The organism is Thermocoleostomius sinensis A174 (assembly GCF_026802175.1).
Lineage (GTDB): Bacteria > Cyanobacteriota > Cyanobacteriia > Elainellales > Elainellaceae > Thermocoleostomius > Thermocoleostomius sinensis.
Map to the genome: position 1 here is coordinate 4,492,352 of NZ_CP113797.1, position 26,746 is coordinate 4,519,097.

At 48.6% G+C, this 26,746-nt stretch carries 23 protein-coding genes, 1 tRNA gene and 2 pseudogenes; 13 read left to right on the plus strand and 13 right to left on the minus strand.

All coding sequences use genetic code 11. The features are described from left to right. Positions 1–12: 12 nt before the first annotated feature. The 4 genes from OXH18_RS19375 to OXH18_RS19390 all read right to left on the minus strand — a co-directional run bounded on the left by OXH18_RS19375 (position 13) and on the right by OXH18_RS19390 (position 5,271). Positions 13–975 (minus strand): isopenicillin N synthase family dioxygenase, encoded by a 963-nt coding sequence (locus tag OXH18_RS19375; RefSeq protein WP_268609104.1) that lies wholly within the window; start codon positions 973–975, stop codon positions 13–15. Between the two features lie 213 nt (positions 976–1,188). Next, a complete protein-coding gene (locus OXH18_RS19380; protein WP_268609106.1) occupies positions 1,189–2,943 on the minus strand; it encodes a ribonuclease J in 1,755 nt (584 codons plus the stop codon). Between the two features lie 235 nt (positions 2,944–3,178). Further along, positions 3,179–4,072: a 4-hydroxy-tetrahydrodipicolinate synthase gene (dapA, locus tag OXH18_RS19385; RefSeq protein WP_268609108.1), complete on the minus strand. Its 894-nt coding sequence runs from the start codon at positions 4,070–4,072 to the stop codon at positions 3,179–3,181. A 149-nt stretch (positions 4,073–4,221) separates the two neighbouring features. Beyond that, positions 4,222–5,271 carry an aspartate-semialdehyde dehydrogenase gene (locus tag OXH18_RS19390; protein WP_268609110.1) on the minus strand — a complete coding sequence of 350 codons (1,050 nt, stop codon included), beginning with the start codon at positions 5,269–5,271 and terminating at the stop codon, positions 4,222–4,224. A gap of 663 nt (positions 5,272–5,934) precedes the next feature. Here OXH18_RS19390 and tig point away from each other — a divergent pair. The 7 genes and pseudogenes from tig to OXH18_RS19425 all read left to right on the plus strand — a co-directional run. After that, positions 5,935–7,326 (plus strand): annotated as a pseudogene (gene tig, locus OXH18_RS19395) (trigger factor); the annotation flags it as partial. A 519-nt stretch (positions 7,327–7,845) separates the two neighbouring features. Then, entirely contained in the window at positions 7,846–8,496 is a 651-nt protein-coding gene (gene clpP, locus OXH18_RS19400; RefSeq protein WP_290428467.1) for an ATP-dependent Clp endopeptidase proteolytic subunit ClpP, read from the plus strand. Between the two features lie 9 nt (positions 8,497–8,505). Then, complete coding sequence (gene clpX, locus OXH18_RS19405) at positions 8,506–9,849, plus strand: ATP-dependent protease ATP-binding subunit ClpX (protein ID WP_268609114.1); 1,344 nt, start codon at positions 8,506–8,508, stop codon at positions 9,847–9,849. A gap of 78 nt (positions 9,850–9,927) precedes the next feature. After that, the gene (locus tag OXH18_RS19410; RefSeq protein ID WP_268609116.1) at positions 9,928–10,830 is read left to right on the plus strand and encodes an alpha/beta fold hydrolase; all 903 of its coding nucleotides are present in this window, start codon (positions 9,928–9,930) and stop codon (positions 10,828–10,830) included. 68 nt (positions 10,831–10,898) lie between these two features. After that, positions 10,899–11,633 (plus strand): HAD family hydrolase, encoded by a 735-nt coding sequence (locus tag OXH18_RS19415; RefSeq protein ID WP_268609117.1) that lies wholly within the window; start codon positions 10,899–10,901, stop codon positions 11,631–11,633. After that, positions 11,624–11,696, plus strand: a tRNA-Ala gene (locus OXH18_RS19420). Before OXH18_RS19415 ends, OXH18_RS19420 begins: the two co-directional genes overlap by 10 nt. 388 nt (positions 11,697–12,084) lie before the next feature. Then, positions 12,085–13,500: an MFS transporter gene (locus tag OXH18_RS19425; RefSeq protein WP_268609118.1), complete on the plus strand. Its 1,416-nt coding sequence runs from the start codon at positions 12,085–12,087 to the stop codon at positions 13,498–13,500. 377 nt (positions 13,501–13,877) lie between these two features. Here OXH18_RS19425 and cutA read toward each other — a convergent pair whose 3' ends face one another. The 4 genes from cutA to ndhL form a co-directional block, all read right to left on the minus strand. Then, positions 13,878–14,228, minus strand: coding sequence for a divalent-cation tolerance protein CutA (gene cutA, locus OXH18_RS19430; protein ID WP_268609119.1), 351 nt, complete (start codon positions 14,226–14,228; stop codon positions 13,878–13,880). Positions 14,229–14,343: 115 nt separating this feature from the next. Continuing rightward, positions 14,344–15,141 (minus strand): tryptophan synthase subunit alpha, encoded by a 798-nt coding sequence (trpA, locus tag OXH18_RS19435; protein WP_268609121.1) that lies wholly within the window; start codon positions 15,139–15,141, stop codon positions 14,344–14,346. Next, positions 15,141–15,479: a DUF3007 family protein gene (locus OXH18_RS19440; protein WP_268609122.1), complete on the minus strand. Its 339-nt coding sequence runs from the start codon at positions 15,477–15,479 to the stop codon at positions 15,141–15,143. Before OXH18_RS19440 ends, trpA begins: the two co-directional genes overlap by 1 nt. Positions 15,480–15,485: 6 nt before the next feature. Then, positions 15,486–15,719, minus strand: a complete 234-nt coding sequence (gene ndhL / locus OXH18_RS19445; protein ID WP_268609123.1) for an NAD(P)H-quinone oxidoreductase subunit L — start codon at positions 15,717–15,719, stop codon at positions 15,486–15,488. A gap of 292 nt (positions 15,720–16,011) precedes the next feature. Between ndhL and OXH18_RS19450 the strand changes: the two genes are divergently transcribed. Next, positions 16,012–16,188: a hypothetical protein gene (locus OXH18_RS19450; RefSeq protein ID WP_268609124.1), complete on the plus strand. Its 177-nt coding sequence runs from the start codon at positions 16,012–16,014 to the stop codon at positions 16,186–16,188. 301 nt (positions 16,189–16,489) lie between these two features. Further along, a pseudogene (locus tag OXH18_RS19455) lies at positions 16,490–17,082 on the plus strand (HD domain-containing protein). Between the two features lie 95 nt (positions 17,083–17,177). Here OXH18_RS19455 and OXH18_RS19460 read toward each other — a convergent pair. The 4 genes from OXH18_RS19460 to rpsU all read right to left on the minus strand — a co-directional run bounded on the left by OXH18_RS19460 (position 17,178) and on the right by rpsU (position 20,956). Further along, a complete protein-coding gene (locus OXH18_RS19460) occupies positions 17,178–18,407 on the minus strand; it encodes a DUF445 domain-containing protein (RefSeq protein ID WP_268609126.1) in 1,230 nt (409 codons plus the stop codon). 236 nt (positions 18,408–18,643) lie between these two features. Further along, positions 18,644–19,348 carry a bifunctional demethylmenaquinone methyltransferase/2-methoxy-6-polyprenyl-1,4-benzoquinol methylase UbiE gene (gene ubiE / locus OXH18_RS19465; RefSeq protein WP_268609127.1) on the minus strand — a complete coding sequence of 235 codons (705 nt, stop codon included), beginning with the start codon at positions 19,346–19,348 and terminating at the stop codon, positions 18,644–18,646. Positions 19,349–19,409: 61 nt separating this feature from the next. Next, complete coding sequence (locus OXH18_RS19470; protein ID WP_268609128.1) at positions 19,410–20,375, minus strand: response regulator; 966 nt, start codon at positions 20,373–20,375, stop codon at positions 19,410–19,412. Between the two features lie 401 nt (positions 20,376–20,776). Then, positions 20,777–20,956: a 30S ribosomal protein S21 gene (gene rpsU, locus OXH18_RS19475; protein ID WP_058881784.1), complete on the minus strand. Its 180-nt coding sequence runs from the start codon at positions 20,954–20,956 to the stop codon at positions 20,777–20,779. 199 nt (positions 20,957–21,155) lie between these two features. Between rpsU and OXH18_RS19480 the strand changes: the two genes are divergently transcribed. Then, entirely contained in the window at positions 21,156–22,541 is a 1,386-nt protein-coding gene (locus tag OXH18_RS19480) for a UDP-N-acetylmuramoyl-tripeptide--D-alanyl-D-alanine ligase (RefSeq protein WP_268609129.1), read from the plus strand. Positions 22,542–22,608: 67 nt separating this feature from the next. On the opposite strand, the gene OXH18_RS19485 is transcribed toward OXH18_RS19480, so the two are convergent. Further along, positions 22,609–23,226: a class I SAM-dependent methyltransferase gene (locus tag OXH18_RS19485; RefSeq protein WP_315874764.1), complete on the minus strand. Its 618-nt coding sequence runs from the start codon at positions 23,224–23,226 to the stop codon at positions 22,609–22,611. Positions 23,227–23,581: 355 nt separating this feature from the next. On the opposite strand from OXH18_RS19485, the gene OXH18_RS19490 reads away from it, so the two are divergent. From OXH18_RS19490 to OXH18_RS19500, 3 genes are all read left to right on the plus strand, one after another. After that, a complete protein-coding gene (locus OXH18_RS19490) occupies positions 23,582–25,117 on the plus strand; it encodes a NupC/NupG family nucleoside CNT transporter (RefSeq protein WP_268609131.1) in 1,536 nt (511 codons plus the stop codon). Between the two features lie 158 nt (positions 25,118–25,275). Then, a complete protein-coding gene (locus OXH18_RS19495) occupies positions 25,276–25,563 on the plus strand; it encodes a hypothetical protein (RefSeq protein ID WP_268609132.1) in 288 nt (95 codons plus the stop codon). A 257-nt stretch (positions 25,564–25,820) separates the two neighbouring features. Next, a complete protein-coding gene (locus tag OXH18_RS19500) occupies positions 25,821–26,735 on the plus strand; it encodes a branched-chain amino acid transaminase (RefSeq protein WP_268609133.1) in 915 nt (304 codons plus the stop codon). Positions 26,736–26,746: the final 11 nt, after the last annotated feature.

A 26,746-nucleotide genomic window follows, 5' to 3' on the forward strand; every position in this document is an offset into this window, starting at 1 on the left:
AACTAATTGTTCCTAATAAGTTGCCTGCAAGCGGCTGAGCAAATACTCACCAGAGGTAATGGGGGCATAGCGGGGTGGGTTGTCTGCGCTTAGACAACTTGGAAAGCAAACAATTTCCGCCTCGGCATCCGGTTGGCAAAAGAAAGCAATCGAATAGCGATCGCGTCTTGCTGCCTCACCTTGGGGCAAAGCTACCCGATGTTTGGTAGAGCAGAACACATCATTGCTCCAGCGCTGCATCAAATCTCCAGTATTAACGAGAATGGCACCGGGTATGGCTGGAGCCGGAACCCAGTCTCCACTGGCAGTTTGCACTTCTAAGCCGCCTACGTCATCTTGAAACAGCAATGTCAATGAACCGTAATCGGAATGAGCACCCGCTCGAATCTGTCCAGGCTTGGGCACAGCCGCAAGCGGAGGATAATGCAACAGCCGCAAGGTAAAGTCCTGAGTGTGATGCTTCTCGACAATGTAGAACTCTGGCATGTTAAGGGCGATCGCAAAAGCTTGAAAGAGGCGATTGACTACCACTGCGCACTCGTCAAAAAAATGGCAAATTGTGTTTTTAAACAAAGGAAGATCCGCTGGCCAACGGTTAACCACCAGTGGCGGATTGACAGATTCCACTTCGGCTTCAGCCCGTTCCTTGCCCACGTTAAAGGCTTCTTTCAAGTCCCCCGGTTTTGTTTGGTCGAGGTGTTCGCGCTCCATGCCCACATAGCCGCGATTGCTAACTTCATTCGACCAGGCAATTTTCTGCTTAGTAGCAACGGGTAAGGCAAAAAACGCCCGCGATTGCTCAAAGGTCCGATCGATCACTCCCGGGTCAATGCCATGATGGGTCAAATAAAGAAACCCCACCTGATGACAAGCCTGATAAATTTCCTGGGCAACTTGGCGTTTGCTTGCCGCATCCCCTTGAACAAACGGGGCAACGTTGATAATGGGCAGCTCGATCGATTCATTCCCTAGCATGGCAACCCTCCGTCGTTTTCTGAGTAGGAGAATCTTTATTTATTGAGCACTATCCGCCGAATCAGTAGATTGTCTCAAGCGATTAACCGCGTGGGGTACTGCTGGCGTCAGCGTCACCGCTTGCCTCGATAGACAACTCTCCGTACTGCTTACCAAAAAGAGCGGGATTCTCCCGCTCTTTGATTCATCAAAATAGGTTACTCTAGGAAGCCGTTAGGAGGCAACTTTGGCAGTCGATCGTCGCCGACCACTAGCAACAGGCGGTTCTATGGGGGTTTGCAACAAGAACACTAGGGATGGATTGTTTTGCAATTCCCGCCGCAGCAGTCGCCGCAGTTCCATTTCAATATCCGATTGCAGCCTCGGCCAATTCAACTCACTCAGGTTATCAAGCGCTTGGGTGAGTTCTGCCCAACGACTACTGACTACCAGTTCAATCGTTTGGGCGATCGTCGCCTCTAATTTTGCCCGATCAATATTGGTTGCAACACCCCGCAGATGTACCTGGGGCTTCGATATTAATTCACCGCTCCAGCCCAAAGTCGCTGCTATAGTGACAACTCCCTCCTCTGCCAAATGTTGCCGTTCTTTCAATACCCGTTCATTTACAACTCCCGAATGAGCCGCATCTACTAATTCAATTCCAGAAGGGACTTTATCAACAACCCGAATTGAATCACGGGTTAGCTCAACCACATCCCCGTTATTAATCACCACCATATTTTCAGCCGGAACCCCCATACTCTGGGCTGTCTCGGCATGTTTCACTAACATGCGATGCTCGCCATGAACAGGGAGAAAGAATTTGGGTTTGGTCAGGGCCAGCATCAGCTTTTGATCTTCCTGGGAGCCATGTCCGGATACGTGAATGCCCTTATCGCGGCCATAGATCACCTTGGCGCCCTGCATCATGAGCTTGTCGATCGTATTCACTACGGCGATGGTGTTACCTGGAATGGGGTTGGCTGAAAAGATCACCGTATCGCCCTCACGGATTTTGACTTGCCGGTGTTCTTGGCGGGCAATGCGTGACATGGCAGCCATCGGTTCCCCCTGAGAACCTGTTGAGAGAATTAACACTTGCTCATCGGGCAACTTATTAACCATGTTGAGCGGCACGAATAGATCATCATCGCATTTGATGTAGCCCAGATTGCGAGCATGGGCAATCACATTCAACATCGATCGTCCCAACACCGAAACCACACGCTTGTGCTTCTTGGCTAATTCCAAAATCATATTGACTCGATGCACCGATGAGGCAAAGGTCGTAACAAAAACTCGCCCTGGTGCTTGGGCAATCGCGCGATCGAGATTTGGAAAGACCGATCGTTCTGATGGTGTAAAACCAGGCACTTCTGCATTGGTTGAGTCACTAATTAAGCACAACACTCCTTTCTCGCCGTGTTCGGCTAATCGCTGCAAATCAAAGCGCTCACCATCCACAGGGGTGTGATCGACCTTAAAGTCTCCCGTATGGATCACTACCCCCACAGGCGTATGAATCGCCACTGAAAAGCTATCAGCCATTGAATGGGTATTGCGAATATATTCCACTAAAAACGACGACCCAACCCGCACCATATCGCGAGGGCCAACGGTTCTCAGTTCAGTTCGATCGCCCACACCGGCCTCTTCCAACTTGTCTTGCAACAGCGACATGGCTAGACGCGGGCCATAGATCACTGGAATATCAAACTGCTTAAGATGAAAGGGAATCCCGCCAATATGGTCTTCATGACCGTGGGTGACAATCATACCCTTGATTTTGTGGCGATTTTCACGCAGGTAGCTCGTGTCGGGTAAAACAACTTGGATACCGTGCATTCCATCGGTTGGGAAGGCCAGTCCCGCATCAAGCAGCACAATTTCGTCGTTGTATTCAAAGACGCAGGTATTTTTTCCAATTTCATGAAGCCCACCGAGAGGAATAATCTTCAATGAATTTGAGGAAGCGTTTTGACTCATGTGTATCCTTTGTGTTGATGTTTTTCCGTGAAGAAAAGATTAAAGATCTGAAATAGTGGTTGAAAATGAAAAATTCAGTCCATTCAATCGAGTTCAAGACCAGTTAAGACTTGGGTGCGTCTGAGGGAAGTCACTCAATCCGCCTTAAACCCGGCTTATTTAGTTGTCAGAAAATCTATAAAGCTAAACACTCACTTAAAGCTGACTGGGGCGACGCAAACAAACCGTTGGGACTTCATGGGGCTTCTATCAGTCCCAATTCAGACATCGCCGCTTGCAACGTGCGATCGTATCCAGAATCCTCGTCTATTAGCGGCAAGCGAGTGGCTCCAACCTGCCAGCCTTGCAACCGTAGAGCTGCTTTCACAGGAATAGGGTTGGTGGTAATGAATAGGGCTTTGAATAGTGGAAATAAGGCGATATGAATCTTTGCCGCAAGCTGGGGCTGTCCTTGCTCAAAGGCTTGAATCATCTGCTGTAATCGATCTCCAACCAGATGACTGGCTACACTTACGACCCCTTTTGCTCCCACTGCCAGCATGGGCAGCGTTAGAGAATCATCGCCAGAGTAGATCGTAAATTCGGCTGGTGTTAACCGTCGAATCTGGCTAACTTGATCCAAATTACCACTGGCCTCCTTGACGGCAACAATATTGGGAATTTCAGCTAAACGAGCGATCGTTTCAGGTAGCAGATTTTGCCCAGTTCGCCCTGGAATGTTATAGAGCATTAAGGGCAAGTCTGAACTAGCGGCTGCAACGGCTTGGAAGTGCCGATACAAGCCTGCTTGGGGAGGTTTATTGTAATACGGAACGACTTGTAGCGTTCCATCTAATCCTAGTTTATCGGCTTTTTGGGTTGCTGCGATCGCCTCCTGGGTTGAATTAGAACCTGTCCCAGCAATGACTTTTGCTTTACCTGCCACGGCTCGCTGCACCACACGAAACAGTTCGTACTCTTCGTCCCAGCTTAGGGTGGGCGATTCCCCTGTAGTACCGCAGACAACCAGTGTATCGGTACCGTGCGCTGCTAAATGATCAGCCAAAGCTTCTGCCACCTCATAATTGACCCGTCCGTCTGTTTGAAACGGCGTAACCATGGCAGTCAGAACACGTCCAAAATCAGTCACAACTCAACTAACTCCTCACTATGATGGGGTGAGAGACGGAGAGCGGAAAGCCTAGATATCTCAGTGTCTAGCGCTGTCTATAAAATTGGCAGATGCTAGCTAGAGCATTGTTCAACGCATCACCCGTTTCCTTAAACTCTCCTCTCTGCCTACGCCTGCACACTAACAGGTTGCTTCGCAGAACGAATCAAATTTTGCTGAACGAGTAATTCTGCAATCTGCACAGCATTAAGCGCTGCACCCTTACGAATTTGATCGCCACTCAACCACAGTTCCAACCCAGTAGGGTTTGAAATATCTTGACGAATTCGCCCAACCAAGACCGCGTCCTGCCCACTCGCTTCAATTGGCATAGGAAAATGATTGGTCTTCCAGTCTTCCACAAGTTTGACACCAGGAGCTTGACCGAGAATCTCCCTTGCTTGCTCAACGTCAAACGGCGCATCAAAATCTAGGTTAACGGCTTCTGAATGGGCCCGTAGGACGGGAACCCGTACACAGGTTGCCGTAATTCGCAGATCAGGAACCCCAAAAATTTTGCGAGTCTCATTGACCATCTTCATCTCTTCCTCGCAATAGCCCAGATCATTCAGCGCAGAATTGTGAGGGAAAACGTTAAAGGCGATCGGGTGTGGAAAAATCTCAGGCCGTGGAGCTTGCCCATTCAGTATTGCCTGTGCCTGATTTTTCAACTCTTCCATAGCCCGTGCCCCCGCCCCACTGGACGACTGATAACTAGCAGCGACAATGCGACGAACAGGCTGAACCTGATGCAGGGGATACACCGCCACATTCATTAAAATGGTTGTGCAGTTCGGATTGGCAATAATTCCCTGGTGGGCCGCTGCCGCTTCAGGGTTCACCTCTGGAACGACTAGGGGTACGGTAGGGTCCATGCGAAAGGCGCTGGAGTTGTCAATCATGACCGCCCCTGCCTCCACAATCTTAGTCGCCCAGGCTTTCGACACCGAACCACCCGCTGAGGCGAGGACGATATCTACATCATCGAATGCTTGATCGTGAACGGCCTCGATCGGCAACGCTTCATCTTGGAACGGCAACCGCTGCCCAGCCGATTTGGCGGAAGCCAGTAGCTTAAGACCAGACAACGGAAACGATCGTTCCGCTAACAGAGTTAATAGTTCGGTTCCAACGGCACCCGTTGCGCCTAAAATGGCGACTCGATAGGACTGAGGCAAGCGAATTTCCTCCAAATAAGATTTATTAAGATTGGTGAATTTGATGAATTAGTACTTAATTTTTGTTGCTGCAAGCGATGGGGATTATCTATCCTTCTTTGAACCTACATCATTGAACTAGGGTTTCAGTCAAGTCGGAAACGTAGCTTCATCCTTTATCACTCATTCCATAAAGTTGGGTTGCTATCCGTGTTCGTTTTCAATCTTTTTTAATGATGGCACTAGGCTCGTTAACCAAACTCAGCAACTAAGAAGCATAGGTCAATCATAGGTAGAACATTGTGGGTAGAACAATTAATAAATTCACAATTAATAAATCAAAGGTTTATAACTGCATATTGAATAACACAATGTTAAAAATTAAGCTAGCTTGGTCAGAGGTCAGCATTGCCTTGCTGCCGTCTTGTTGCCGTCTTGTTGTCGGCACATAACCTCGCTTCTCTAGCGGGGTTACCATTTACTTCACTGACCATCTGTTAAAACTCAATAGCAGCAATGAACCAATCATAGCGGACTTCTTCAGATTTGCTGATCCTTCCCCAAGATTCAGTCAGGATCAGTTACCATAGCTAATTGCGACAAAGTTAAGAGGGTCAATGCTGTCAGGACCCTTGTGACATCTGCGAGCAAAGCACGTTTAACCGTTACGAGACAAGAGATGCGATGAAAGTTACCCAGGAAAAGTTACCCGCAAGCCAAATCGGACTAGAAATTGAAGTGACGCCTGAGATGTCCAGGCAAGCCTATGAAAAAACTCTACAGGAGTTTACTCGGTATGCCAATATTCCTGGGTTCCGCAAAGGCAAAGTTCCCCGTCAGGTGTTAATTCAGCGGTTTGGCTCGACCCGCATCAAAGCTGCCGCCCTCGAGGATTTGATTCAAGATACGCTAAAGAAAGCCGTTGAGCAGGAAAATCTAGAGACGATCGGGCAGTTTGAATTGCGATCGTCCTTTGATGATTTAATCAACCAATTTGCTCCGGGTGAAGCAATTACTTTCTCCGCGGCGATTGATGTCCCCCCACAAGCTACGCTCAAGCAATATACCGGGTTGCAAGTGCAGGCTGAGGAAGTGAAATACGACCCTGAGCGGGTAGATTCGGTACTGGAAGACTATCGCAAGCGATCGGCTACGCTAGTTCCGGTGGAAGGGCGATCGGCTCAGATGGGTGATATTGCTACTGTTGATTTTTCCGGACGCATGACCGAAGCTCCAGAGGGAGAAGAACCCGCTGAAATTCCTGGCGGCAGCGCGCAGGATTTTGAAGTGGAATTGGCCGAAGGACGCTTTATTCCTGGCTTTATCGATGGCATTGTGGGCATGAACCCAGGGGAAACCAAGGAAATTTCGGCAACGTTTCCGTCTGAATATCCCCAGCCAGAGTTGGCCGGTCAGCCCGCTGTCTTTACAGTGACGCTAAAGGAACTAAAGGAACGGGAGCTTCCCGATCTGGATGATGACTTTGCGCAGGAGATCAGCGAATTTGAAACCCTAGCCGAGTTGCGAGAATCACTGGAAAAGCGCTATCGCGAAGAAGCTGAGGAGAAAACTAAAGCCAATAAGCAGGAAGCATTACTGACTGAACTAGTGAAGCACCTAGAGGTCGAGCTTCCTGAAACTCTGGTGAAGCGCGAGGTGGATTTTTCAATCACACAGACGGCAATGCGCCTCAGCGAACAAGGGCTAGATATCAAGAAAGCCTTTACTAATGATGTCATATCTGCATTGCGGCAACAGGCCCGTCCCGAAGCGATTACCCGGCTTCAGCGCACCATGGCGTTGGGTGAGGTGGCAAAACAAGAGTCGATTCAGGTAGCGCCAGAGGAACTAGAGGCGAAGGTCAACGAAATTTTGGGAGAATACTCTGGACAAGATATTGACGTCGAGCGGCTGCGGCAAGTAGTGGAAGAAGACTTGCTGAAGGACAAAATTCTGGGCTGGTTGGAAGAACATGGAACGGTGGAGTTGGTTCCAGAGGGAACGTTGAAGCCAGAAGCAGAAGCTGCACTGGAGACAGCCCTGACGGATGTTGACGCTGCATCAAACCCGCTCGAGCCTGGTGATGGGGTGGACTTAGAAGCTACGGATGCTGAAGAAGGTGATGCGATCGAGGCTCAACCCACAGAAGTGACGGTCGATGCCATTGAAGTGGACGCTACCCCCGTTGATACGGCAGCAGCTAACTCCGATGCGGCAGCGATGCCAGAGTCATCTGATTCGGAAACCTCGTCCAAAGCGGCTTCCGGTGGAACTGGCAAGCGATCGAAGAAGGGAAAATCATAATCCCAGCGGAGTCAAAGAAAGTAGGGGCAGGGGGCGGTTCCCTGCCGACCATACCGACGCATGAGTACGCATGAGTCATAATAAAGATCAAAGGAAAGCGCTCAAATTTGCTAAGTTAGTCCATAATCTATTCTGAATCCGAGTGCGCTAAAGTTCGTCTGCATTTTTTGCCAATTTGACGCCTTCCGCCCAATCTCTGAGTTCATTTCTCCTATGCTGTTTTCTCAGTCTTTGCCTTTGCCTTTGTTTAGTGCTCGATCGTCGCAGATTCAATCGCTCCACTCTTACGATATGGAAATGGTTCCGTCTCGGCTGTCGCCTACGGCGGTGATTCCGATGGTAGTAGAACAATCAGGTCGTGGAGAACGCGCCTTTGATATCTACTCGCGCTTGCTGCGAGAACGGATCATCTTTTTAGGAACAGCGATTGATGATACGGTCGCTGATTCGATCGTGGCTCAACTGCTGTTCCTAGATGCAGAAGAGCCAGAAAAAGATATCCAACTTTACATCAATTCTCCGGGCGGTTCTGTGACGGCAGGAATGGCTATCTATGATACCATTCAGCAGGTTCGTCCCGACGTTGCAACAATTTGTTATGGAATTGCCGCCAGCATGGGAGCTTTTTTATTAGCTAGCGGTACGAAGGGCAAACGCTTGTCGCTTCCTAGTTCTCGCATCATGATTCACCAACCATTGGGAGGGGCACAAGGGCAAGCGGTGGATATTGAGATCCAAGCGCGAGAAATTCTGTATCATAAGCGCACTCTCAACGAATTGTTGGCTTATCATACAGGACAGCCACTTGAAAAAATTGAGGCTGATACTGAGCGTGACTTCTATATGTCGGCAGAGGAAGCGAAAAACTACGGTTTAATTGACCAGGTGGTATCGCGCCAACCTTTGCCTATGCCAGGGCAGTCTGTTACCGCAGTCAAGTAAGGGGCAAATATGTCTAAATATGACTCCCATCTCAAGTGTTCATTCTGTGGTAAATCCCAAGAGCAAGTCCGCAAGTTAATTGCTGGACCTGGGGTTTACATCTGTGACGAATGTGTTGATCTCTGCAATGAAATCTTAGATGAGGAGTTATTTGACTCTAGCTCATCGGTTCCACAACCCTCGGCTCGTCGCGAACATCAGCCCGAAAAACGACAGGTGCGTGCGTCTGGGCTGTCAATGAATCAAATTCCCAAGCCACGTGAGATCAAAAAACACCTCGATGACCATGTAATTGGGCAAGATGAAGCTAAGAAGATTTTGTCGGTGGCAGTCTACAACCACTACAAACGCTTAGCTTATGCGCAGTCGAAAAACGGTGGCAAAGCTGGAGAAGACGCGATCGAACTACAAAAGTCCAACATTTTGCTGATTGGCCCTACAGGTTGTGGCAAAACACTACTGGCACAGACGTTGGCAGAGCTATTGGATGTTCCCTTTGCGGTTGCTGATGCCACTACCCTGACTGAAGCGGGGTACGTAGGCGAAGATGTTGAAAATATCCTGCTGCGGTTGCTGCAAGTGGCCGATTTGGATGTCGAGGCAGCCCAGCGCGGCATCATCTACATTGATGAAATTGATAAAATTGCCCGCAAGAGCGAAAACCCTTCGATTACCCGCGATGTTTCCGGTGAAGGAGTGCAGCAGGCTCTCCTAAAAATGCTGGAAGGAACCGTTGCCAATGTTCCTCCTCAGGGTGGACGCAAGCATCCCTACCAAGACTGCATCCAAATTGACACCAGCAACATTCTGTTTATCTGTGGAGGAGCCTTTGTCGGGCTAGAGAAGGCGGTAGAACAGCGCACTGGCAAAAAATCAATGGGCTTTGTTCAACCCGGTGAAATGCATCAGCCCAAAGAAAAGCGAACATCCGATGTGTTGAAACATCTGGAGCCGGATGATTTGGTGAAGTTCGGCATGATTCCAGAGTTCATTGGGCGAGTGCCCGTCATTGCGATGGTCGAGCCGCTTGACGAAGACGCCCTAGCTGCCATCTTAACTGAGCCGCGCAACGCCCTAGTGAAGCAGTATCAAAAGCTGATGCGGATGGACAATGTACAGTTGGAATTCAAGCCAGATGCTGTGCGGGCGATCGCTAAGGAAGCCTACCGTCGTAAGACAGGGGCTAGAGCTTTGCGCAGCATTGTTGAAGAGCTAATGCTGGATGTGATGTACGAACTACCATCTCGCAAAGATGTCACCCGTTGCTCGATCACACGCGAAATGGTGGAAAAACGATCGACTGCCGAACTGTTAATGCATCCTTCATCACTGCCTAAACCGGAATCTGCCTAGTTTAGTGATGTGGCTGCCAACTATCTCGTCATCGATCCAATCCTCAGCCCTTAACTCTTGATCTCCCTGCCCTGACCAATGCCCTACATTTCTATTCGGGGTGTGCCTCACTATTACGAATGGGTCAGCACCTCGGAGCGATTATCGACGGATTTAAAGCCTGGTTCAGATAAACCTGTTTTGGTATTTTTGCACGGCTGGGCCGGATCAACCCGCTATTGGCAAAGTACAGCGGCGGCGCTAAGCGATCGATTCGATTGCCTACTTTACGATTTGCGAGGGTTTGGTAAATCTTTGCTGCCGCGCCCAATTCCGCCCGATGTGGCAGGCTTAGGCTATGAGCTAGATAGTTATGCCGATGATCTGGCACTGTTTCTAGATGCCTTGAGTATTCCTCAGGTTTACCTCAATGCCCATTCGACTGGCTCGTCGATTGCCGTTCTGTTCTTGAATCGATATGCTCAACGGGTTAAACGTGCCGTTCTAACGTGCAGCGGCGTATTTGAATATGACGAGAAGGCGTTTAAGTCCTTTCATCGCTTTGGGGGCTACGTCGTTGGCTTCCGTCCGAATTGGCTGGTTAGAATTCCCGGCATCGATCGGATGTTTATGGCCAGGTTCTTGCGGCGCTCAATTCCAAAAACAGCACGAATTGCATTTCTAGAAGACTTTTTAACGGCAGATTATGAAGCTGCCTTGGGGACGGTATATACCGCCGTCAGCGAACGAGCCGCTTTGGAAATGCCCCAGGAATTTGCCAACATTTGTGTTCCGACCCTGCTGATTTCAGGAGAATACGACAAAATCATTCCGGTGGCGCTTGGAGAGGCGGCGGCAGTCCTCAACGAGCGAATTGAGCATGTCATCATTCCCAATACGGCGCACTTCCCCATGTTGGAAGATACAGAAACCTATTTAAATCTAGTTAGAGCTTTTTTAGGTGTGGAACAACCCGTTACAGGAGCATCAGAGGCGGTATAATCCTCGCTAGATTGAGGCCGCGATCGCGACCAGTTTGATCGCGCCAAGTACTGTGCCCGTGAGCTTCCATGTCCCTGAAAGCGGTTTTGTTTGATTTCAATGGTGTCATTATTAACGACGAAGCCTTACACGAAAAACTGATTGAACAACTTTTGGTCGAGGAAAACCTCCGGATTAAACCCGGCGAATATCGAGAGGTTTGCTTAGGGCGCAGCGATCGGGCTTGTTTAACAGATCTGCTGACTCGTCGCGGTCGTGTGGTGACAGACACCTATTTAACCAACCTGATTGAGCGCAAGTCTCGCGCCTATCAACAAGAACTGGCAACGCTTGAAACGTTGCCTTCATACCCGGGTTTGACTGAGTTGATGACACAGCTTCAAGCCGCACACATAGTAATGGGAGTAGTGAGTGGGGCGGTCCGGTCAGAAGTTGAGTATGTATTAGCTCACCTCAATCTCCGAGAATTCTTTACGGTGATTGTGGCAGGAGATGATATCCAAGGCAGCAAACCCGACCCCGAAGGCTATTTGCTCGCGGTGACACAGTTGAGACAACATAGTCCTGCCTCACAGCTACAACCGTGCGAATGCTTAGCGATCGAGGATACATTGAGGGGCATTACAGCCGCCAAACAAGCCGGAATGCAGGTTGTAGGAGTTGCCAATACCTATCCGTTCCATATGATGCAACGCTACGCTAACTGGGCGGTTGACTATCTGTCCGATCTTGAACTCGATCGCATTCAAGCTGTCTTTGCCGAGGAACAGAATGTTAGAATGAAACCCGTTGAGGGGAGTTAGCGCAGTTGGTAGCGCGTCGCGATCGCACCGCGAAGGTCAGGAGTTCGAATCTCCTACTCTCCATGAAGCTAAATCACGCAGTGTTCAAACGGCTTGATCTCAAGGATCGAGTAATGATTCTCAACCGAGATTCGCTCACTGGATAGAGTTGCCATCCCACTAGAATCTTTCTCTAGGTAGGATGGATTTTGAAAAAAAACGAGTTGACTAATTAAAAGCAGGCGTTGCTGAACAGAGGTATGATTCTCGGGCTGGCGCTTCTTGCAGCCCTCACTCTACCCCTCTCGCAAAAGAAAGGGAACGACAAGTCTGGCTCCCTGCTCCCAAGGGAGAAGGGTTGGAGATGAGGGCAATTCACCTCTGCATTCAGCAACGCATAAACGCAAACGCTCTCAGTACAACTTCTTTGCATGTTTGCATTTGCCCATTCGCAATCCATGCATTCATATCTATGATGACGACGAATTTGAGCCAGCGATCTTTGAGCCACCCCATCACGCTACTGACCCGTCTTGCCTATGGTGTCGGGGACTTTGGACCCTCGATGGCCGGCAATACCTTAATGGTATTCTTCTTCTTTTTTTTAACCACAGTGGCAGGGTTATCACCCGATCGAGCCGGACTAATTTTATGCCTCAGTCAAGGTTGGAGCGCGGTCAGCACCCTGTGCATTGGAGCCTTGAGCGATCGCACTCAAAGTTCATGGGGACGCCGGCGAATTTGGTTATTGAGCAGTGCTCCAATCTTGGGCTTGAGTTTCTGGCTCCATTGGTGGGTACCACCAGGCGGTGAATGGTTGCGCTTTAGCTACTTTTTGCTGATGGCGCTGCTGTTTCAAACGGCCGGAAACGCCTTCACAATTCCCTATGGAGCGCTACTGACTGACCTGAGCGATCGTCATGATGAACATATTCGCCTCAATGGCTTTCGGTTTGGCTTTTCTCTGAGTGGTTGCATTCTGTCGCTACTGCTCGCCCAAGGCATGGATCGCTGGATCAGTCAGCCACAACAACGGGTGTTTAACTTGGGATTAATTGGTGCGATCGTCATTGTTCTATCTATTTTGAGTTGCTGCTGGGGCGTAACAGAGGCACCGAGTATCCATTCACAAGTTCAGCCAAGGAATGAATCTCCCCAACAAGCGCTACAAACGTGGTGGCAATTGCTCTACAACCGTCCCTTGCTCCTGCTAGCCGGGATTTATGCAGGGTCTTGGCTAGCGTTGCAGATTACACCTACCCTTTTGCCCTATTTCATTGTGTATTGTCTGCAACGAGACTCGTCGGCAATTCCACAACTGGTTTTGCTGATGCAAGGAACGGCATTGGCAACGCTATTTCTATGGGAGCGATTGAGCCAAGCGATTGGCAAGCGATTGGTATTTTGGGCAGGCACAAGCCTATGGATCTTAGCTGCGCTGCAACTGCTTGATTTACGTCCGGGTCAAACGAGCCTGCTGTATATGCTGTCTGTCTTAATTGGATTCGGCATGTCTACGGTTTACCTCATTCCTTTGTCCCTCCTACCAGAAGTGGCAGCGATAGACGAGCAGCATACTGGAAACCGTCGAGAAGGATTGCTGTACAGCGTTCTGGTATTTCTGCAAAAAATCGCGTTGGCGATCGGGCTACTGTTCGTTGGTCAAGTGCTGGCATCGGCCGATTTTCAACAGGCAGTTCCGGGTCCAATTCAACTAGTTCAACCCACTTCCGCGTTGGCAATGATACGAGCACTGACGGCTTTCATTCCAGTCCTGTCATTGCTCGCAAGTCTCTGGCTAATGAGTTTGTATGAGGCTTGTCCTAGTTTGTCAATGCAAAAGCAACTGCGACTACAACTTGTCAGAGTCAGCAGCCAATCTAAATGATACGGAAATACTCCTTTTTGGGGTGTAGTGATTCATAGATAGGTTACTAGGCGTTGGGCTGCTGCTATCCCCCTAAATGGGTAGCCTATCTGGGGGATGTGTAATTCATACTCTCAGAGCAAACTAATAGATAGGAGGACAAAACCATGAAAAACAACGCGACTAATTCTGCTAACGTCGATACATTCACAGCTGGGCTGTTCTTTGACTCTAGCCTTCCCATCATCAGCTTCTTGCTGTTGATCCTTCTGATTGCTTGAATCTATCGAGACAACCACGGGTCACAAACAGTGAGCAAGATGGGTTTGTTCACCAGCTCTACTTGTGTTTCAGCAACTTGAGATTGCCTCAAAGCCTTTAGTTGACCTTTTTAAACACTAGTTTTGTACTTGCTCAGTTACCCACTGCAAATAAGTTTGTGTACCGTAAAGAATGGGCACTGCAATAATTTCTGGAACCTCGTATGAATGTAATGATTGCACCTTCGCTTCTATGTCTTGGAATCGATCGAGGTTAGTTTTGATAATTAATTGTACCTCTTCATCACGCTGAATTGTTCCGTTCCAGGTGTAAATTGAGTGGACAGGCAAGAGATTGACACAGGCAGCCAATTTTGACTGAATCAAAGCATCTGCAATTGTCTCTGCTTCGGCTTTGGAGCCAGCTGTCACTAAAACAATTCCGTAATTTTCTTCGTAGTTCTTTGGGTCTGAAGTAGATTGGCTCATAGGCTACTCCATAATTTGATCTCGCTGGTTCGATCTCACCATATCTTTCGTCAGATCAGCAGATATAGGTATTCAGATAGACATTTGAACTATTTGTGCTGCTCGGTCTTGCTAACTATTCCAGAATTGCTGCCTTGAGAGACCGACAAAATGTTTCGATTGCTTGCAAGCCTTGATCGGGTGAACCTTCCGCTAGACGCTTAACAAAAGCACTGCCTACAATTACTGCATCGGCCCCCCATTCCATTACTTGTTTTGCCTGACTAGGTTGAGAAATGCCAAATCCAACCCCAATCGGTTTATCAGTAACACTGTGCAACTCGGTCAACAGCGTTTGTACTCGCGATTCAATTTGCGATCGCATTCCGGTTACACCTGTAACGCTGACTAAATAGATAAAGCCTTGGCTCTGCTGAGCGATCGCTTCAATCCGCTGTTTAGGAGACGTGGGAGCCACCAGCAATATCACTTCAATTCCAGAATGCTTAGCAGCTGTCAATACAGCATCGACTTCTTCTAGAGGCAGATCAGGAATGACTAAACCACTAGCTCCGGCCGCTGCAATTTGCTGCATGAAGGTCGAAATGCCACGATTGATGATGGGATTGTAATAGGTGAACAAAATGATCGGGGCTTGCAGATGAGGGCTAACGGTTTTAAGCATTTCTAACACTTGCTCTAGGCGTGTACCCCGTTGTAAAGCCCGCGTAGCCGCTGCTTGAATCACAGGGCCATCTGCCAAGGGATCAGAATAGGGGACTCCTAATTCAATTAAGTCTGCGCCACTGCGATCGAGCAGGTGTAACGCCTGAGCCGTTGTCTCCAAATCTGGGTCGCCAGCCGTAATAAACGGAATTAAGGCACATTGTCCCCGATCGCGCAGTGTTTCAATTTGCTTCCCAACAGAACCCATTACTTTCCTGATTCCTCACCCATCATACGTTGCTTCTCCTGTTTCTCCTGTTCAACCTCTGCCTGGAGGGCTTCAAGTTCTTCGGGCGACATTTCTTCGAGGCGGCGACGGAGAACAGCCTCTTCGTATTCTTCTAGCTGTTGGTTATAAGTCATATTTCTGGTGAGTACCCGAGTTAAGTAGGTGGCAACCCAGCCAATCAGCCCACCTAGAAAAATGACTTGGCTCCAAATTCCGGCGTTGAGATCGTCTAGGCCCACCAACTTCAGAATCACGTAAATGATTCCGCCCGCTGCAAACACACCGATACCAATGCCAATTACATCAATCCGTCGCATAATGACTTAGCTCATCTGCCGAGGCTGCGGACGGAAGTTGAGAAATGGGCTGAGCAGCAGCAATCCAGGGAATAGCAAAAACACCATGAAGTACATCAGCACCCGCTCAATCGATCGAGCCGTGTACCAGCGCTGCTTTAAATAGAGAAACAACAGAGCCGGTAGCACGACTAGGTAGATTCCACCGATCGCTACATACAAGAGAACTACCAGAAGAGAAGTAGAGGATAGAGCTTCCATAGAAACAGTCGAAATGCTTAGTGATCCTTTACATCTTACCGTTTTCAGTCCATCCCCACTAGCGCGATCGACTTTTTCTATTGCCTGATTTGATGCCACGAGCACAGTGCCCTACAGGGAGGCAAAGAGTGGTATTCTCGCAGGTCATCTCACCCTTTACAAAAATTTCAACTTTAATTCGTGGAACTGAGCGAAATCGATGGGACTGCCGTTGAAGTCTATTACAGAAAGCAAGCAAACGGGTGCAACCCCTCAATAAACCACCAAGATTTTGCTCAAGGAGTTCTTAACTATGACATTGCACTACTACTTCCACGAATTCCACACCGGTCGTCAGTCGATTGTTCATCACTTCGGTACGAATCGTGTTGCTGCCTTTGCTAGCCACCGTCAGTTGGAAAAGCAAGGCAAGAAGCTCAGTGCTGTGCAAATTAAGAAATCAGGACATACCAAGACAAAGGCAGCTTAATTTCTCCTCATATCGGCTTGTCTTTTGCAGATGTTTTGTCAAACGAATCGGCTGGTCGCCTGAGACTGCTTCTCTACAGTTTTAGTGTTCCTTACTGAAACACCTCTCGCCAGCGCTGGCAAATCGACCGAGTATTATTGAGCCTTCTTTATATCGCTTTTGTATCCCTCTGATTGATTGCATGGGTTCTGGAATGCTATGGTGCTGAACTGGGTTTCAAAACCATGCACTAGCGCTAGAGTTGAGTTAGCAATACGCTCTAAATGGCATTTTTATGATCTCTCAGGTAACTCAGCAGGCGATGCAATCTACCGATCGCTTGGCTCAACAAATTGCATTTATTTTAGAAATCGATCGCCTCAAGCAAATCTTACGGCAGACTTGCTAACCGATAGTTCCCGGAGAGAAAACAGCGCCGAACACTCGTGGCATATTGCTTTGATGGCAATGGTGTTGTCGGAATATGCTCCGGCTGGAACCGATTTGTTTCGGGCAGTAAAAATGCTGCTGATTCATGATCTGGTTGAAATCGATGCAGGCGATACGTTCTGCTTTGATGTGCAAGGCAACCAGTCTAAAGCTGAACGGGAACAGCGAGCCGCCGATCGTCTGTTTGGGCTTCTCCCCAGCGAGCAGGGACAAGAATTATGTCAGCTTTGGAATGAATTTGAGGCTCAGAAGACTGTCACTGCCCAATTTGCCACCGCTCTCGATCGTATTCAGCCTTTACTGCACAATCGACAAACCCAAGGGGGAACTTGGCGCATTCACAGTATTACCCGCGATCAGGTAATACAACGAATGCAGCCGATCGCCAGTGGTGCTCCTGAGCTGTGGGAATTTGTACAGCAAACGATTGAAACCTGTGTGGCAGCAGGGTATCTGAAAGGATAACGGATAAAACTAACGGTAGGAACAGCGCCACTGGTTCTATTAATTCTGTTAACTGGGTCTATTAGTAGAGGCAGCACCTGCCTATCTGCGCCTGCCTACCGCAGTAGTAATGTCACAGTCTGAATCAAGCCGATGACAAATCCCAAGATGCCACCCAAGTTGACGATCGCTTGTAATTCGTTGCGAACGATGCCTTGGATAGCCATTTCTAAATCTCTAGCAGAGGTGGCTTGCACACGATTAATAATCACTTGATCAATATTAAGAATTGGAATGACTTGCGCAACGAGTGATTCCAGATCACGTTCAAGGTAGCGCTCTAAAATCAGCGCTAATTCTTGGCTGACGGGTTCTAGGGAATTGGTGACAGCCGCCGAAGTACGCAACCGATTTAACAACAAATTGGCAACATTGTTCCAGTCGATCGAATCAGTTAAGCCTTGCAAAACCTCTGATCCTTTTTCTTGTAAATAGGTGCGTACGCTGTCACGCATGGTTTTTCGCAATTGCCGCACGGTGGAAATGGGCAAATTTTGCAAAGATAGGTTCAGCAATATTTCTGTCAGTCGATCTTGAATGCCCAAAGATTTAATCAATTCGGCAATCCGGGCGTTGCTTTCCTCACGCTCGTCCAAGCAGTAGGTGCGGAGTCGCGTTAAGGCATTGCGCAATCCAAACAAATTGGCTACAACCCAATAGGTGCCGCTGGTGCGCTCTCGGAACCCTTCATCGATGATACGAATATTGCGATCGGTCAGAAAATCTACAATCGCCGATCGAATCACATCCGGTGGCACAACAACGTCCAAGAGCCATTGAGAAAGCTGCTGAGCCTGTGCTTCTGTTAATTGCAGTTCCAATAAAACTTGATCAAAGATTTGGTTGAGTTGAGCTTCTAAAAAGTCATCACGCCGCGCCAGAACTTTAATCAATCGCGGCAACGATTGTCCTAGTAAATCCTTCAAAATATTAGCAACAACCTGGGTCGCTTTGGCTTGATTTGCTCCCTGTACCTGTTCCAGGGTCAGTTTTAATAGCCACAAAATTGCGGCTTGAGTGCGATCGGTTTGTAGTAGTTTTCGCGCCAAGTTTTGCAGTTCTTCGGGCGTCAGCAACGACCCCATAATGGTGTCGGAAATTCGCTTGGCCAAGCGTTCCTGATTACTAGGGATCAATCCAGGGGTGAACGGCAGTCGTCGCCCAGCAACATAAAGTGGACGGTATGGGCGAAACAGCATTTTGATGGCGATGTCATTTGTGAAGTAACCAATGATGCCACCAATGATAGGAGGAGCAATTAAAATCCAGATGCTATAGAGATCCAAGGCAGTTGAAGATTGGAGGTTGGCAATTGGTGATTAGGAAGGATTGAGAAAAGAACAAAGGGAGCCTATCACGTGTGTCGCCCTCACCCTCAATCCCTCTTCCCAAGGGCGAGGGACTTCGATCCGGCTCCCCTTCTCCCTACTTGAGAGAAGAGGTTGGGGGATAAGAATCAGGCTTGAAAATGTGGCAGGCTCCCAAAACGAACGATTAGAACCGAATTCCTAACCCCCAATTTCTATTTTGTCGCAACCAGTACGCCCATCATGCCGTTGGCGATCGGGTAATGAATGACATGGGAAAAGCCAGCGGTTTGGGCCAGGGTGATCTGTTGTGCTCCTATGGGAAACCGATCGAGGCTAGGGGCAATATAGGCATAATCCTCGCGCAACCCCATGCGTTCGGACAAGGGCACAACGATTGCTTCAAGATACCATTGCTGAAAGGCTTGAGCCACAGCACTATCAGGACGATGAAAATCCAAAATAGCAACCGTTGCGCCGGGTTTTAACACACGATGCAATTCCTTGAGGCTAGCGGGGATATCTACGACATTGCGTAGTCCATAGCCCATTGTGGCGGCATCAAAAAAATTGGCGTCGAAGGGTAAATGCAACGCATCCGCCTCGATCCAAGTGATGGCAGGTTGCTGAAATGGCAGGGTACGCTGGCGAGCGATCGCTAGCTGAGCCGGTGCAAAATCAACGCCGTACACTTTTCCACTTGACCCAACCCGCTTTGCCAACAAACGTGCTAAATCGCCGCTGCCACAGCACACATCTAGACAGGTGCCCCCAAGGACTGGCTGGCTCCACTTTACAGCCATTTGTTTCCACACACGATGCAACCCCAAACTCAGCCAATCATTGAGTTGGTCGTAGGCGGGTGCAATGCGATCGAACAACGCCTGAATCTCTTGGGACGACGTTGAAGTTAATTTCACAGAAAAATGCAACTTGTTGAGTACTACACGTCGATCCTACACGTCAATCATGCTAGTTGATTTATACTCCAACTGTTTGTTGACGCTTGCAGGTCAAAACAATGCCAAGCTGCTGTGCCGATAGGTGAATGGTATGTAGTTCGTCTTCAGACAAAGCATGGGGTCGTTGCCATTGCAGAGAGAGCACTGCCAAGGTTTCAGATTGAAAAGTAATTGGAACGATCAGATGGGCCTGAATACCAGTGTCAAGATAATGGGGAATATCAGCCAACGCTGGATTAGAAGCAACATTGACGGCAACCTGCATGGTCTGGGAAGCGATCGCTGTTTGTACCAGTGGATCGAGTGCAAGCCAATTAGTGAGAGTGCCATTGGCACTATAGATTCCTACTGTTCCTAAGGTTGTACCTGTTACCAGTTGCAAGATGCATCCATCGGTTAAAAACACAGCCCCATAGGCATCTGCAATAGTTTGTAGACAGGTTTCGAGGGTGAATCCTGCGTGGGCTGTTTGCACGATCGTTTGCAACAGCATGGTTTGCGCTTGGGCCCGACGCAGTTCCTCGGTGCGTTGTTTGAGGAGATCATAGGTTTCAACCGCGCGTTGCACCACAGATTTCAGTTCACTGGGGTCCCACGGTTTTGTGATATATTTATAAACCTGTCCAGAGTTAATTGCTTCGACTAGATCCTCTACATCGGTGAAGCCGGTCAGAATGATGCGCATCGTGTCTGGAAATGTAGGAACAGTTTTGCTGAGAAACTCAGTTCCTTTCATTTCAGGCATTCGCTGATCCGAGATAATGACAGCAACTTCGCCTTCCGCCGCCAAAATTTCCAGTGCCACAACTCCACTTTCGGCTCGCAAGACGATGAAATCGCGGCGAAAGGTGCGATACAGCAAGTCCAGATTGTCGGGTTCATCATCCACAACCAACATTTTTGGCTTTTTGGGACGTTCCAGACTCATGAACTGACGGCTGATTGTGTCCAGATTATTGTCAACATTGTCGATCGGATTGCTCATGGCACAAGGCTCCTCGGGCTGATCTAGAGAGTAGAAGACGCTGTTGCTGACCAAGATCTGACCAATGCAAAGCTCAGAATTGGGGTCTCCCTCCCTAGTTTTGACACTTTTCCGTCTGTTCTAACCCTAGCGCTCACGAAATCCGATGCAATCCTTCAAGGACCACTGTATTGATAGACGCCTTTGAACGCCTTTTGCGTAAATTCTGGGAACTACACAACGCGAATCGGCTGTGTTATGCAACCCGATCGCGTTGAAACGATTCAAGTCAAGAAAAAGTAAACCGGGGGCATGTCTTAATATGCCCCTACCTGTAGGCTCGATCTTCAATAAGGTTTTAAGAAGCGGCTAAAACCCTAGGTTTATGGCTGGCTCGAATGAACCTGACTATTTCGATTTGTTTAGCGGAACCGACGTTTGCGGCGAGCCATAATTGCTTTACGCTTGCGTTTCTCTAACGGAGTTTCAAAATGGCGATGACTCTTCACGTCAGCCAAAATTCCAGCCTTTGAAACTTGCCGTTTAAACCGACGCAGTGCTGATTCAATTCCTTCGTTTTCTCCGAGGACCACTTGGGTCATTGCTTTCAGTCTCCTTTTCTACCTTGTCTAGAGTTAATTGAATTAACAGGTCGAACCCTAATATAAAACACTCGATGGATATTTTAAAAAATTCCAAGCACCATCTGCAACGTCATGAAAGGTTGTTTGATAAGAGCTACGTTTGATCGACCCAGAGGGAGTATCATGGCTGCTAATCGAATGTAACGATTTCGGTTTCATGGCTTGTTCTGTTTCCCTAAGTCAGCTTGTTTCGCGATTGTCCGCACACTCATATTTGGCAGATTCTTATCTGCAAACGGTCGCCACTGGCATTAATACTGATACCCGTCACCTTCAGCCGGGTGACGTGTTTGTGGCCCTTCGCGGCGATCGATTTGATGGGCATCAGTTTGTGACTCAAGCAATTGCGCAGGGCGCTGTAGCAGCCATTGTCGATCACAGCTTTAGTGAGACAATAACCCTGAATGAGACAGCAAACCTGCCGATTTTAAGCGTAGACAATACGCTGACAGCCTATCAAACAATTGCGCAGTGGTGGCGATCGCAGTTCACCATGCCGGTGATTGCCGTGACAGGTTCGGTAGGTAAAACTACCACAAAGGAATTGATTAGTGCCGTTTTGTCTACACAAGGTCACGTTTTAAAGTCGCAGGCTAACTTCAACAACGAAATTGGCGTTCCCAAAACCCTGCTAGAACTAGACACCACCCACAACTTTGCGGTAGTGGAAATGGGAATGCGCGGCATGGGCGAAATTTCGCTGCTCAGCCAAATTGCCCGTCCTGATATTGCGGTCATTACCAATGTAGGGACGGCCCATATTGGGCGTCTAGGGTCAGAGCAGGCGATCGCAGAGGCCAAGTGTGAACTGTTGCGCGAAATGCCAGCCGCCAGCGTAGCCGTTCTCAACTATGACAACAGTCGGTTAATGGAAACAGCAGCGCGAGTTTGGCAGGGAAAAACAATTACCTATGGATTAGAGGGCGGCGATTTACAAGGCAAATTGCTGGATGCAATGACGCTGCAAGTAGAAGATGTAACTCTGCCGTTACCACTTCCGGGACGGCACAATGCCTTCAATTACTTAGCCGCGCTAGCAGTAGCCAAGGTGCTCCAGATCGACTGGTCGCCACTGATGCAGGGTTTGTCGATCGAATTACCACAAGGACGGGCCCGGCGCTATGCTCTCCCTAACGACATTGTGCTGCTGGACGAGACCTACAATGCTGGGTTGGAATCGATGACTGCTGCTCTACAGTTGTTGGCAGACACTCCTGCCAAACGTCGCATTGCCGTGCTGGGCACAATGAAAGAACTGGGCGATCGATCGATCGCCTTCCACCAGCAGGTAGGGGCACTGGTGCAGCAGTTGAACTTGGATGGGCTGCTGATTTTGGCAGATGCAGCAGAAAGCCAAGCACTGGCTGAAGGAGCCTGGCCGCTGGCGGCTGAACAGTTCTCTCATCCCGATGCAGTGGTACAACGCTTAACGGCATTGATGCAACCGGGCGATCGGATTTTATTCAAAGCCTCCCGTGCCGTAGGATTAGATCAAGTCGTAGATCGCATCCGCACGCACCCACAAAACCAAGACCTTGGGTAGAGGGAGAAATCGGCTACATTCAACCCACTTGTTCCCTAATAGGAACTGACTCAGTAGGTTTGTCCAATTAGGCGACTTTAGTAGCAATGCCCTGATAGAGATATCCAAGAAATTTCGGGGTTTTATCGGCGTAAAATTCCTTCAAGCTTACAGAGGAAAATTGATTCTCCACTAATTGCCGAATATTACGGTTGAGGTGACAGCCATCGGCAATGATAGTTTGTAACGGATTCAACCGATTTTGCCATGCTTGTACTTGCGGATCGCGGCTTAAGCCATGCTCAATAAAGAAGAAACGTCCGCCTGGTTTCAACACCCGATGAATCTCCTGGAGGGCTTGATCAATGTTTGCGATGCTGCATAACGTCCAAGTGCTGACAACGCTATCAAATGTGCCGTCGGACATAGGTAAGTGCTCACCATTGAGTACACGATGATCAACTGTAATAGATGAGGTATTGATTCGTTTTTGTGCTAACTTGTGAACGCCAGGATTTGCATCGATCGCCACAAGTTTGTGAATGTGTTCTGGATAGTACGAGAGATTTAAACCTGTTCCAAATCCAATTTCCAGCACGTCACCCTCTACCTCTGCCAAAACCGTCCGACGGTAGTTAGCAAAGGATTGATCTGACATTGACCAATCTAATAAATATGGGAAGATCCGTTGTGAATAGAAGCCCATCATACCCTCCGAGCACGGTTTGCTATGCCTAGTATGGCGGATGAAGCTGATAGATGTTCTACATGAAAGAATCGGTTGAAGCTATCGCTATGGCACTTACCTGCATCAAACATTAAAGGTTAGAAACAGATTTCGCGGTAAGTGTTCCCAAGCTTTAGATTTGAGTTATTCTCTGTAGATGGAAAATAATAGAATGAGTTGGCGCTAGCCTCAAGATAAGCGTGGTAGATCAGTTTTGCAACATCTGCTTTGTCTTTGCAAAATCTTTCAAGCACCAGTCGCCATCGGTTTCCCCTCGCACTCGTTTACTTAAATTTCGTCAACTAAGGATGCACAGCTTATGGGATTCCTCAACATGATTTCCTTGATTGGAATTTTTGGGTTGTGTGCGATCGCCTGGCTGTTTTCCGAGAATCGCGACCCGAAGTATTTTCCTTGGCGGGTGGTGATGTTGGGGCTTTTGTTTCAATTTGCAATTGGTTTCGTTGTATTTGTGCTACCGCAACTGATCCCGCAAGTACGAGATCTCTTAATAGGGCTAGGCAGCTTCTTAAATCTCGTGTTTGAGGCAGCCGATGCAGGAGCACGGTTTGTATTTGGCAGAAACCTTGTTCCCTTTCCAGGGCAAGACACTTTCTTTTTATCGCCTCTACCTCCCGGTACAGATAGCTGTACCGCTGACAGTGCTGGTCAAGTAGTTCCAGGTTTTTGTGGCATTCGCTTGGGTTATATCTATGCGTTTCGAGCTTTGCCAGCCATCATTTTTGTAAGCGGATTGGTGGCCTTACTGTACCGACTAGGAGTAATTCAAGGGCTAGTTCGCTTGTTTGCTGCACTGTTTCATCGCTCAATGCACTTGAGTGGTGCAGAATCCTTGAGTGGTGTGACGAATATATTTTTGGGAATTGAGGCGGCGATTGTGATTAAACCTTACCTGCCTAGAATGACCCGAAGCGAGCTATGCGCTGTGCTTGCCTGTTGTTTCGGCACAGCGACTTCCGCTACATTACCGGCTTATGTAGGTTTATTGCAACCAATCTTTCCCAATGTGTCTGTGCATCTAATTGCCGCCTCTATCATGGCAATTCCTGCTTGCTTTTTGTTGTCTAAAATCCTAGTTCCAGAGACAGCCCAGCCCTCAGCAGATTGGAAGGCGAAACCTGTTGTCACTGAGTCTGCTTGGATCGATCGACCCGATCGTTCAACTTTTGTGACTGAACCAGTGGCGGAACCAATGGATACAACAATCGATACAACAACTGTTGATTTGCCAGACGCGACGATTCCAGAGATATCCATTCGCCAACCCACTCCTACCGAAGCCGCGATCGAAGGGGCGATTGAGGGCGTAAAAATCGCGGCGGCGATCGTCGCTGGACTCATAATGGTATTGGGATTAACCTATTTTGTGGTTCAACTGGCTAACTGGCTGGCCACCTTGCCAAACCCCGTAGGTGGATGGTTTAGACTTGTGAGTCTTCCCAACATTCTAGGGGCGTTGTCGCTGCCCTTTACAGTTTTGACTGGGGTATCCTTGCGCTGGGAAGAACTGTGGCAATGTTCGTTGTTGTTGGGGCGACGGCTGCTGGAGACGGCGATCGTTCCCTATCAATCGGTGACTGTATCTGTGATATCGGGCAGTAACACCTTTAGCGATCGAGCCGTGCTGTTGCTGAGCTATGCCTTGTCTGGGTTTGCCCATCTAGCATATTGGGGAATTGTAGTCGGCGGGGTGTTTGCCCTACTGCCATGGCGCCGCAAAGAAGTGATTGGATTGTGCTGGAAAGCGCTGCTGGCTGGTGCTTTGGCCACTTACATGATTGCCTGCGTTGCTGGATTTTTTGATGGAATTTTTGGAACGAGTACGCTCAATCTTTTGGGCAAATCCTGAGTTCACAATCGTATTGAAAGCTCGGCAACGCCACCAGCTACGCTAGAATTTATTTTTTTGTAGAAAATCAGGGGTAGGCTGTCTGTGCCCGGAACAATGGATTAGGAGCGAATGCGTCCCGGTCAAGTTCTGCACCGCTCCTATGTCCTCCTGATCCTATGCGGAGATTTTCTATTATGCCGTATCGCGATTCTCTAAAGCGATGGGTGGTTGTGCGGTTTGTTTCAGCCACCGATCGAGTTCCTGTGGCTCGCTTTGTCAAATTTTCTGATGCCGAAGGACATGCCCACACGCTCAATCGCCAGCATCCAGCCGATCGCTATTTGGTGATGTTCGATCCTAAAGGACTACCCGATGTGAATGCGCTTGCACCAGAGCTTTCAGACCTGCCTCCACCTCCTGATTTCACCGAATCATCTACCTGGCATTCCCTTGAGGCACTCTAGCGATCGCTAGAAGACGGGTTGAGCAAGAAACACTGAAAACGTGTTCGTTCCAAGTCTGAAAGTTGGATTCCAGATCCTGGGAGGGGCGTTTTACGAAACGCCCTCAGCCTATCTTTGCTTCCCCTTCAGGTTTCACCCGCCTCACAGTCCGCAGCATTTCCTCATCGATCGCATAAAGAATGAAGGGACTCGGAAGCAGGTGTGTGATAATGCTAGTCAGTCTTAAATGCAGGATGAGTCCATAGAGGGTTGTCAGAATGCACAACTTTTTACCATTCGCTTATTTCGAGGGTCAGTTTATTCCATTTGAAAGTGCCAAACTTTCGATTGCAACCCATGCGCTTCACTATGGCACAGGGGCATTTGGCGGGTTAAGAGGCATTCCAGATCCTCAACATCCGCATCAAATTTTGTTATTTCGACTCGATCGCCACTGCAAACGGCTCAGCGATAGTGCCCGGTTTCTTCAGTTTGACTTGCCCGCTAGCACAATTGAATCTATCATTGTCGAATTTGTTAAAAAGAATCAACCCACCACATCGTTTTACATCCGCCCTTTTGTCTATACTTCTGATTTAGGAATTGCTCCCCGGTTGCACAATGTGGCTAAAGATTTCTTTGTATACGGGCTGGAACTTGGAGATTATTTGTCGCCGGAGGGGGTTAGCTGTCGGATTAGTTCTTGGTATCGTCAGGAAGATCGAAGCCTGCCGTTGCGTGGCAAAATTAGCGGTGCTTACATCACCTCATCGTTGGCCAAAACCGAAGCGGTCGGGGCTGGGTTTGATGAAGCCATTTTGATGAATGCTCAAGGCAAGGTCAGCGAGGCGTCGGGCATGAATGTGTTTATTGTTCGCCATGGGCAAATTATCACCCCTGGATATGAGCAAGACATTCTGGAAGGGATTACCCGCGATAGTATCTTAACAGTAGCACGGGATTTAGGCATTCCTGTGGTTGAACGTCCGATCGATAAATCGGAACTGTTGATTGCCGATGAAGTGTTTCTGAGCGGAACCGCTGCGAAGGTGACACCCGTGCGGCGCATCGAAAACTACGAGTTGCCGTCCCATCGACCGATTACTGACAAGCTACGCGAGAAGCTCACCGCTATCACCGAGAACCGCGATCCGCAGTATCAAGCCTGGGTATCAGTTGTGTCCCTGTCCTAGTCTTTGTACTT

Excerpts from the sequence above, each read along its gene's own strand:
- OXH18_RS19375 (WP_268609104.1), bottom strand. The coding sequence starts at position 975 with ATGCTAGGGAATGAATCGATCGAGCTGCCCATTATCAACGTTGCCCCG.
- OXH18_RS19380 (WP_268609106.1), bottom strand. The coding sequence starts at position 2,943 with ATGAGTCAAAACGCTTCCTCAAATTCATTGAAGATTATTCCTCTCGGT.
- clpP (WP_290428467.1), top strand. The coding sequence starts at position 7,846 with ATGGAAATGGTTCCGTCTCGGCTGTCGCCTACGGCGGTGATTCCGATG.
- clpX (WP_268609114.1), top strand. The coding sequence starts at position 8,506 with ATGTCTAAATATGACTCCCATCTCAAGTGTTCATTCTGTGGTAAATCC.
- OXH18_RS19410 (WP_268609116.1), top strand. The coding sequence starts at position 9,928 with ATGCCCTACATTTCTATTCGGGGTGTGCCTCACTATTACGAATGGGTC.
- OXH18_RS19415 (WP_268609117.1), top strand. The coding sequence starts at position 10,899 with ATGTCCCTGAAAGCGGTTTTGTTTGATTTCAATGGTGTCATTATTAAC.
- OXH18_RS19425 (WP_268609118.1), top strand. The coding sequence starts at position 12,085 with ATGATGACGACGAATTTGAGCCAGCGATCTTTGAGCCACCCCATCACG.
- cutA (WP_268609119.1), bottom strand. The coding sequence starts at position 14,228 with ATGAGCCAATCTACTTCAGACCCAAAGAACTACGAAGAAAATTACGGA.
- trpA (WP_268609121.1), bottom strand. The coding sequence starts at position 15,141 with ATGGGTTCTGTTGGGAAGCAAATTGAAACACTGCGCGATCGGGGACAA.
- OXH18_RS19440 (WP_268609122.1), bottom strand. The coding sequence starts at position 15,479 with ATGCGACGGATTGATGTAATTGGCATTGGTATCGGTGTGTTTGCAGCG.
- ndhL (WP_268609123.1), bottom strand. The coding sequence starts at position 15,719 with ATGGAAGCTCTATCCTCTACTTCTCTTCTGGTAGTTCTCTTGTATGTA.
- OXH18_RS19450 (WP_268609124.1), top strand. The coding sequence starts at position 16,012 with ATGACATTGCACTACTACTTCCACGAATTCCACACCGGTCGTCAGTCG.
- OXH18_RS19470 (WP_268609128.1), bottom strand. The coding sequence starts at position 20,375 with ATGAGCAATCCGATCGACAATGTTGACAATAATCTGGACACAATCAGC.
- rpsU (WP_058881784.1), bottom strand. The coding sequence starts at position 20,956 with ATGACCCAAGTGGTCCTCGGAGAAAACGAAGGAATTGAATCAGCACTG.
- OXH18_RS19480 (WP_268609129.1), top strand. The coding sequence starts at position 21,156 with ATGGCTTGTTCTGTTTCCCTAAGTCAGCTTGTTTCGCGATTGTCCGCA.
- OXH18_RS19485 (WP_315874764.1), bottom strand. The coding sequence starts at position 23,226 with ATGGGCTTCTATTCACAACGGATCTTCCCATATTTATTAGATTGGTCA.
- OXH18_RS19490 (WP_268609131.1), top strand. The coding sequence starts at position 23,582 with ATGATTTCCTTGATTGGAATTTTTGGGTTGTGTGCGATCGCCTGGCTG.
- OXH18_RS19495 (WP_268609132.1), top strand. The coding sequence starts at position 25,276 with ATGCGGAGATTTTCTATTATGCCGTATCGCGATTCTCTAAAGCGATGG.
- OXH18_RS19500 (WP_268609133.1), top strand. The coding sequence starts at position 25,821 with ATGCACAACTTTTTACCATTCGCTTATTTCGAGGGTCAGTTTATTCCA.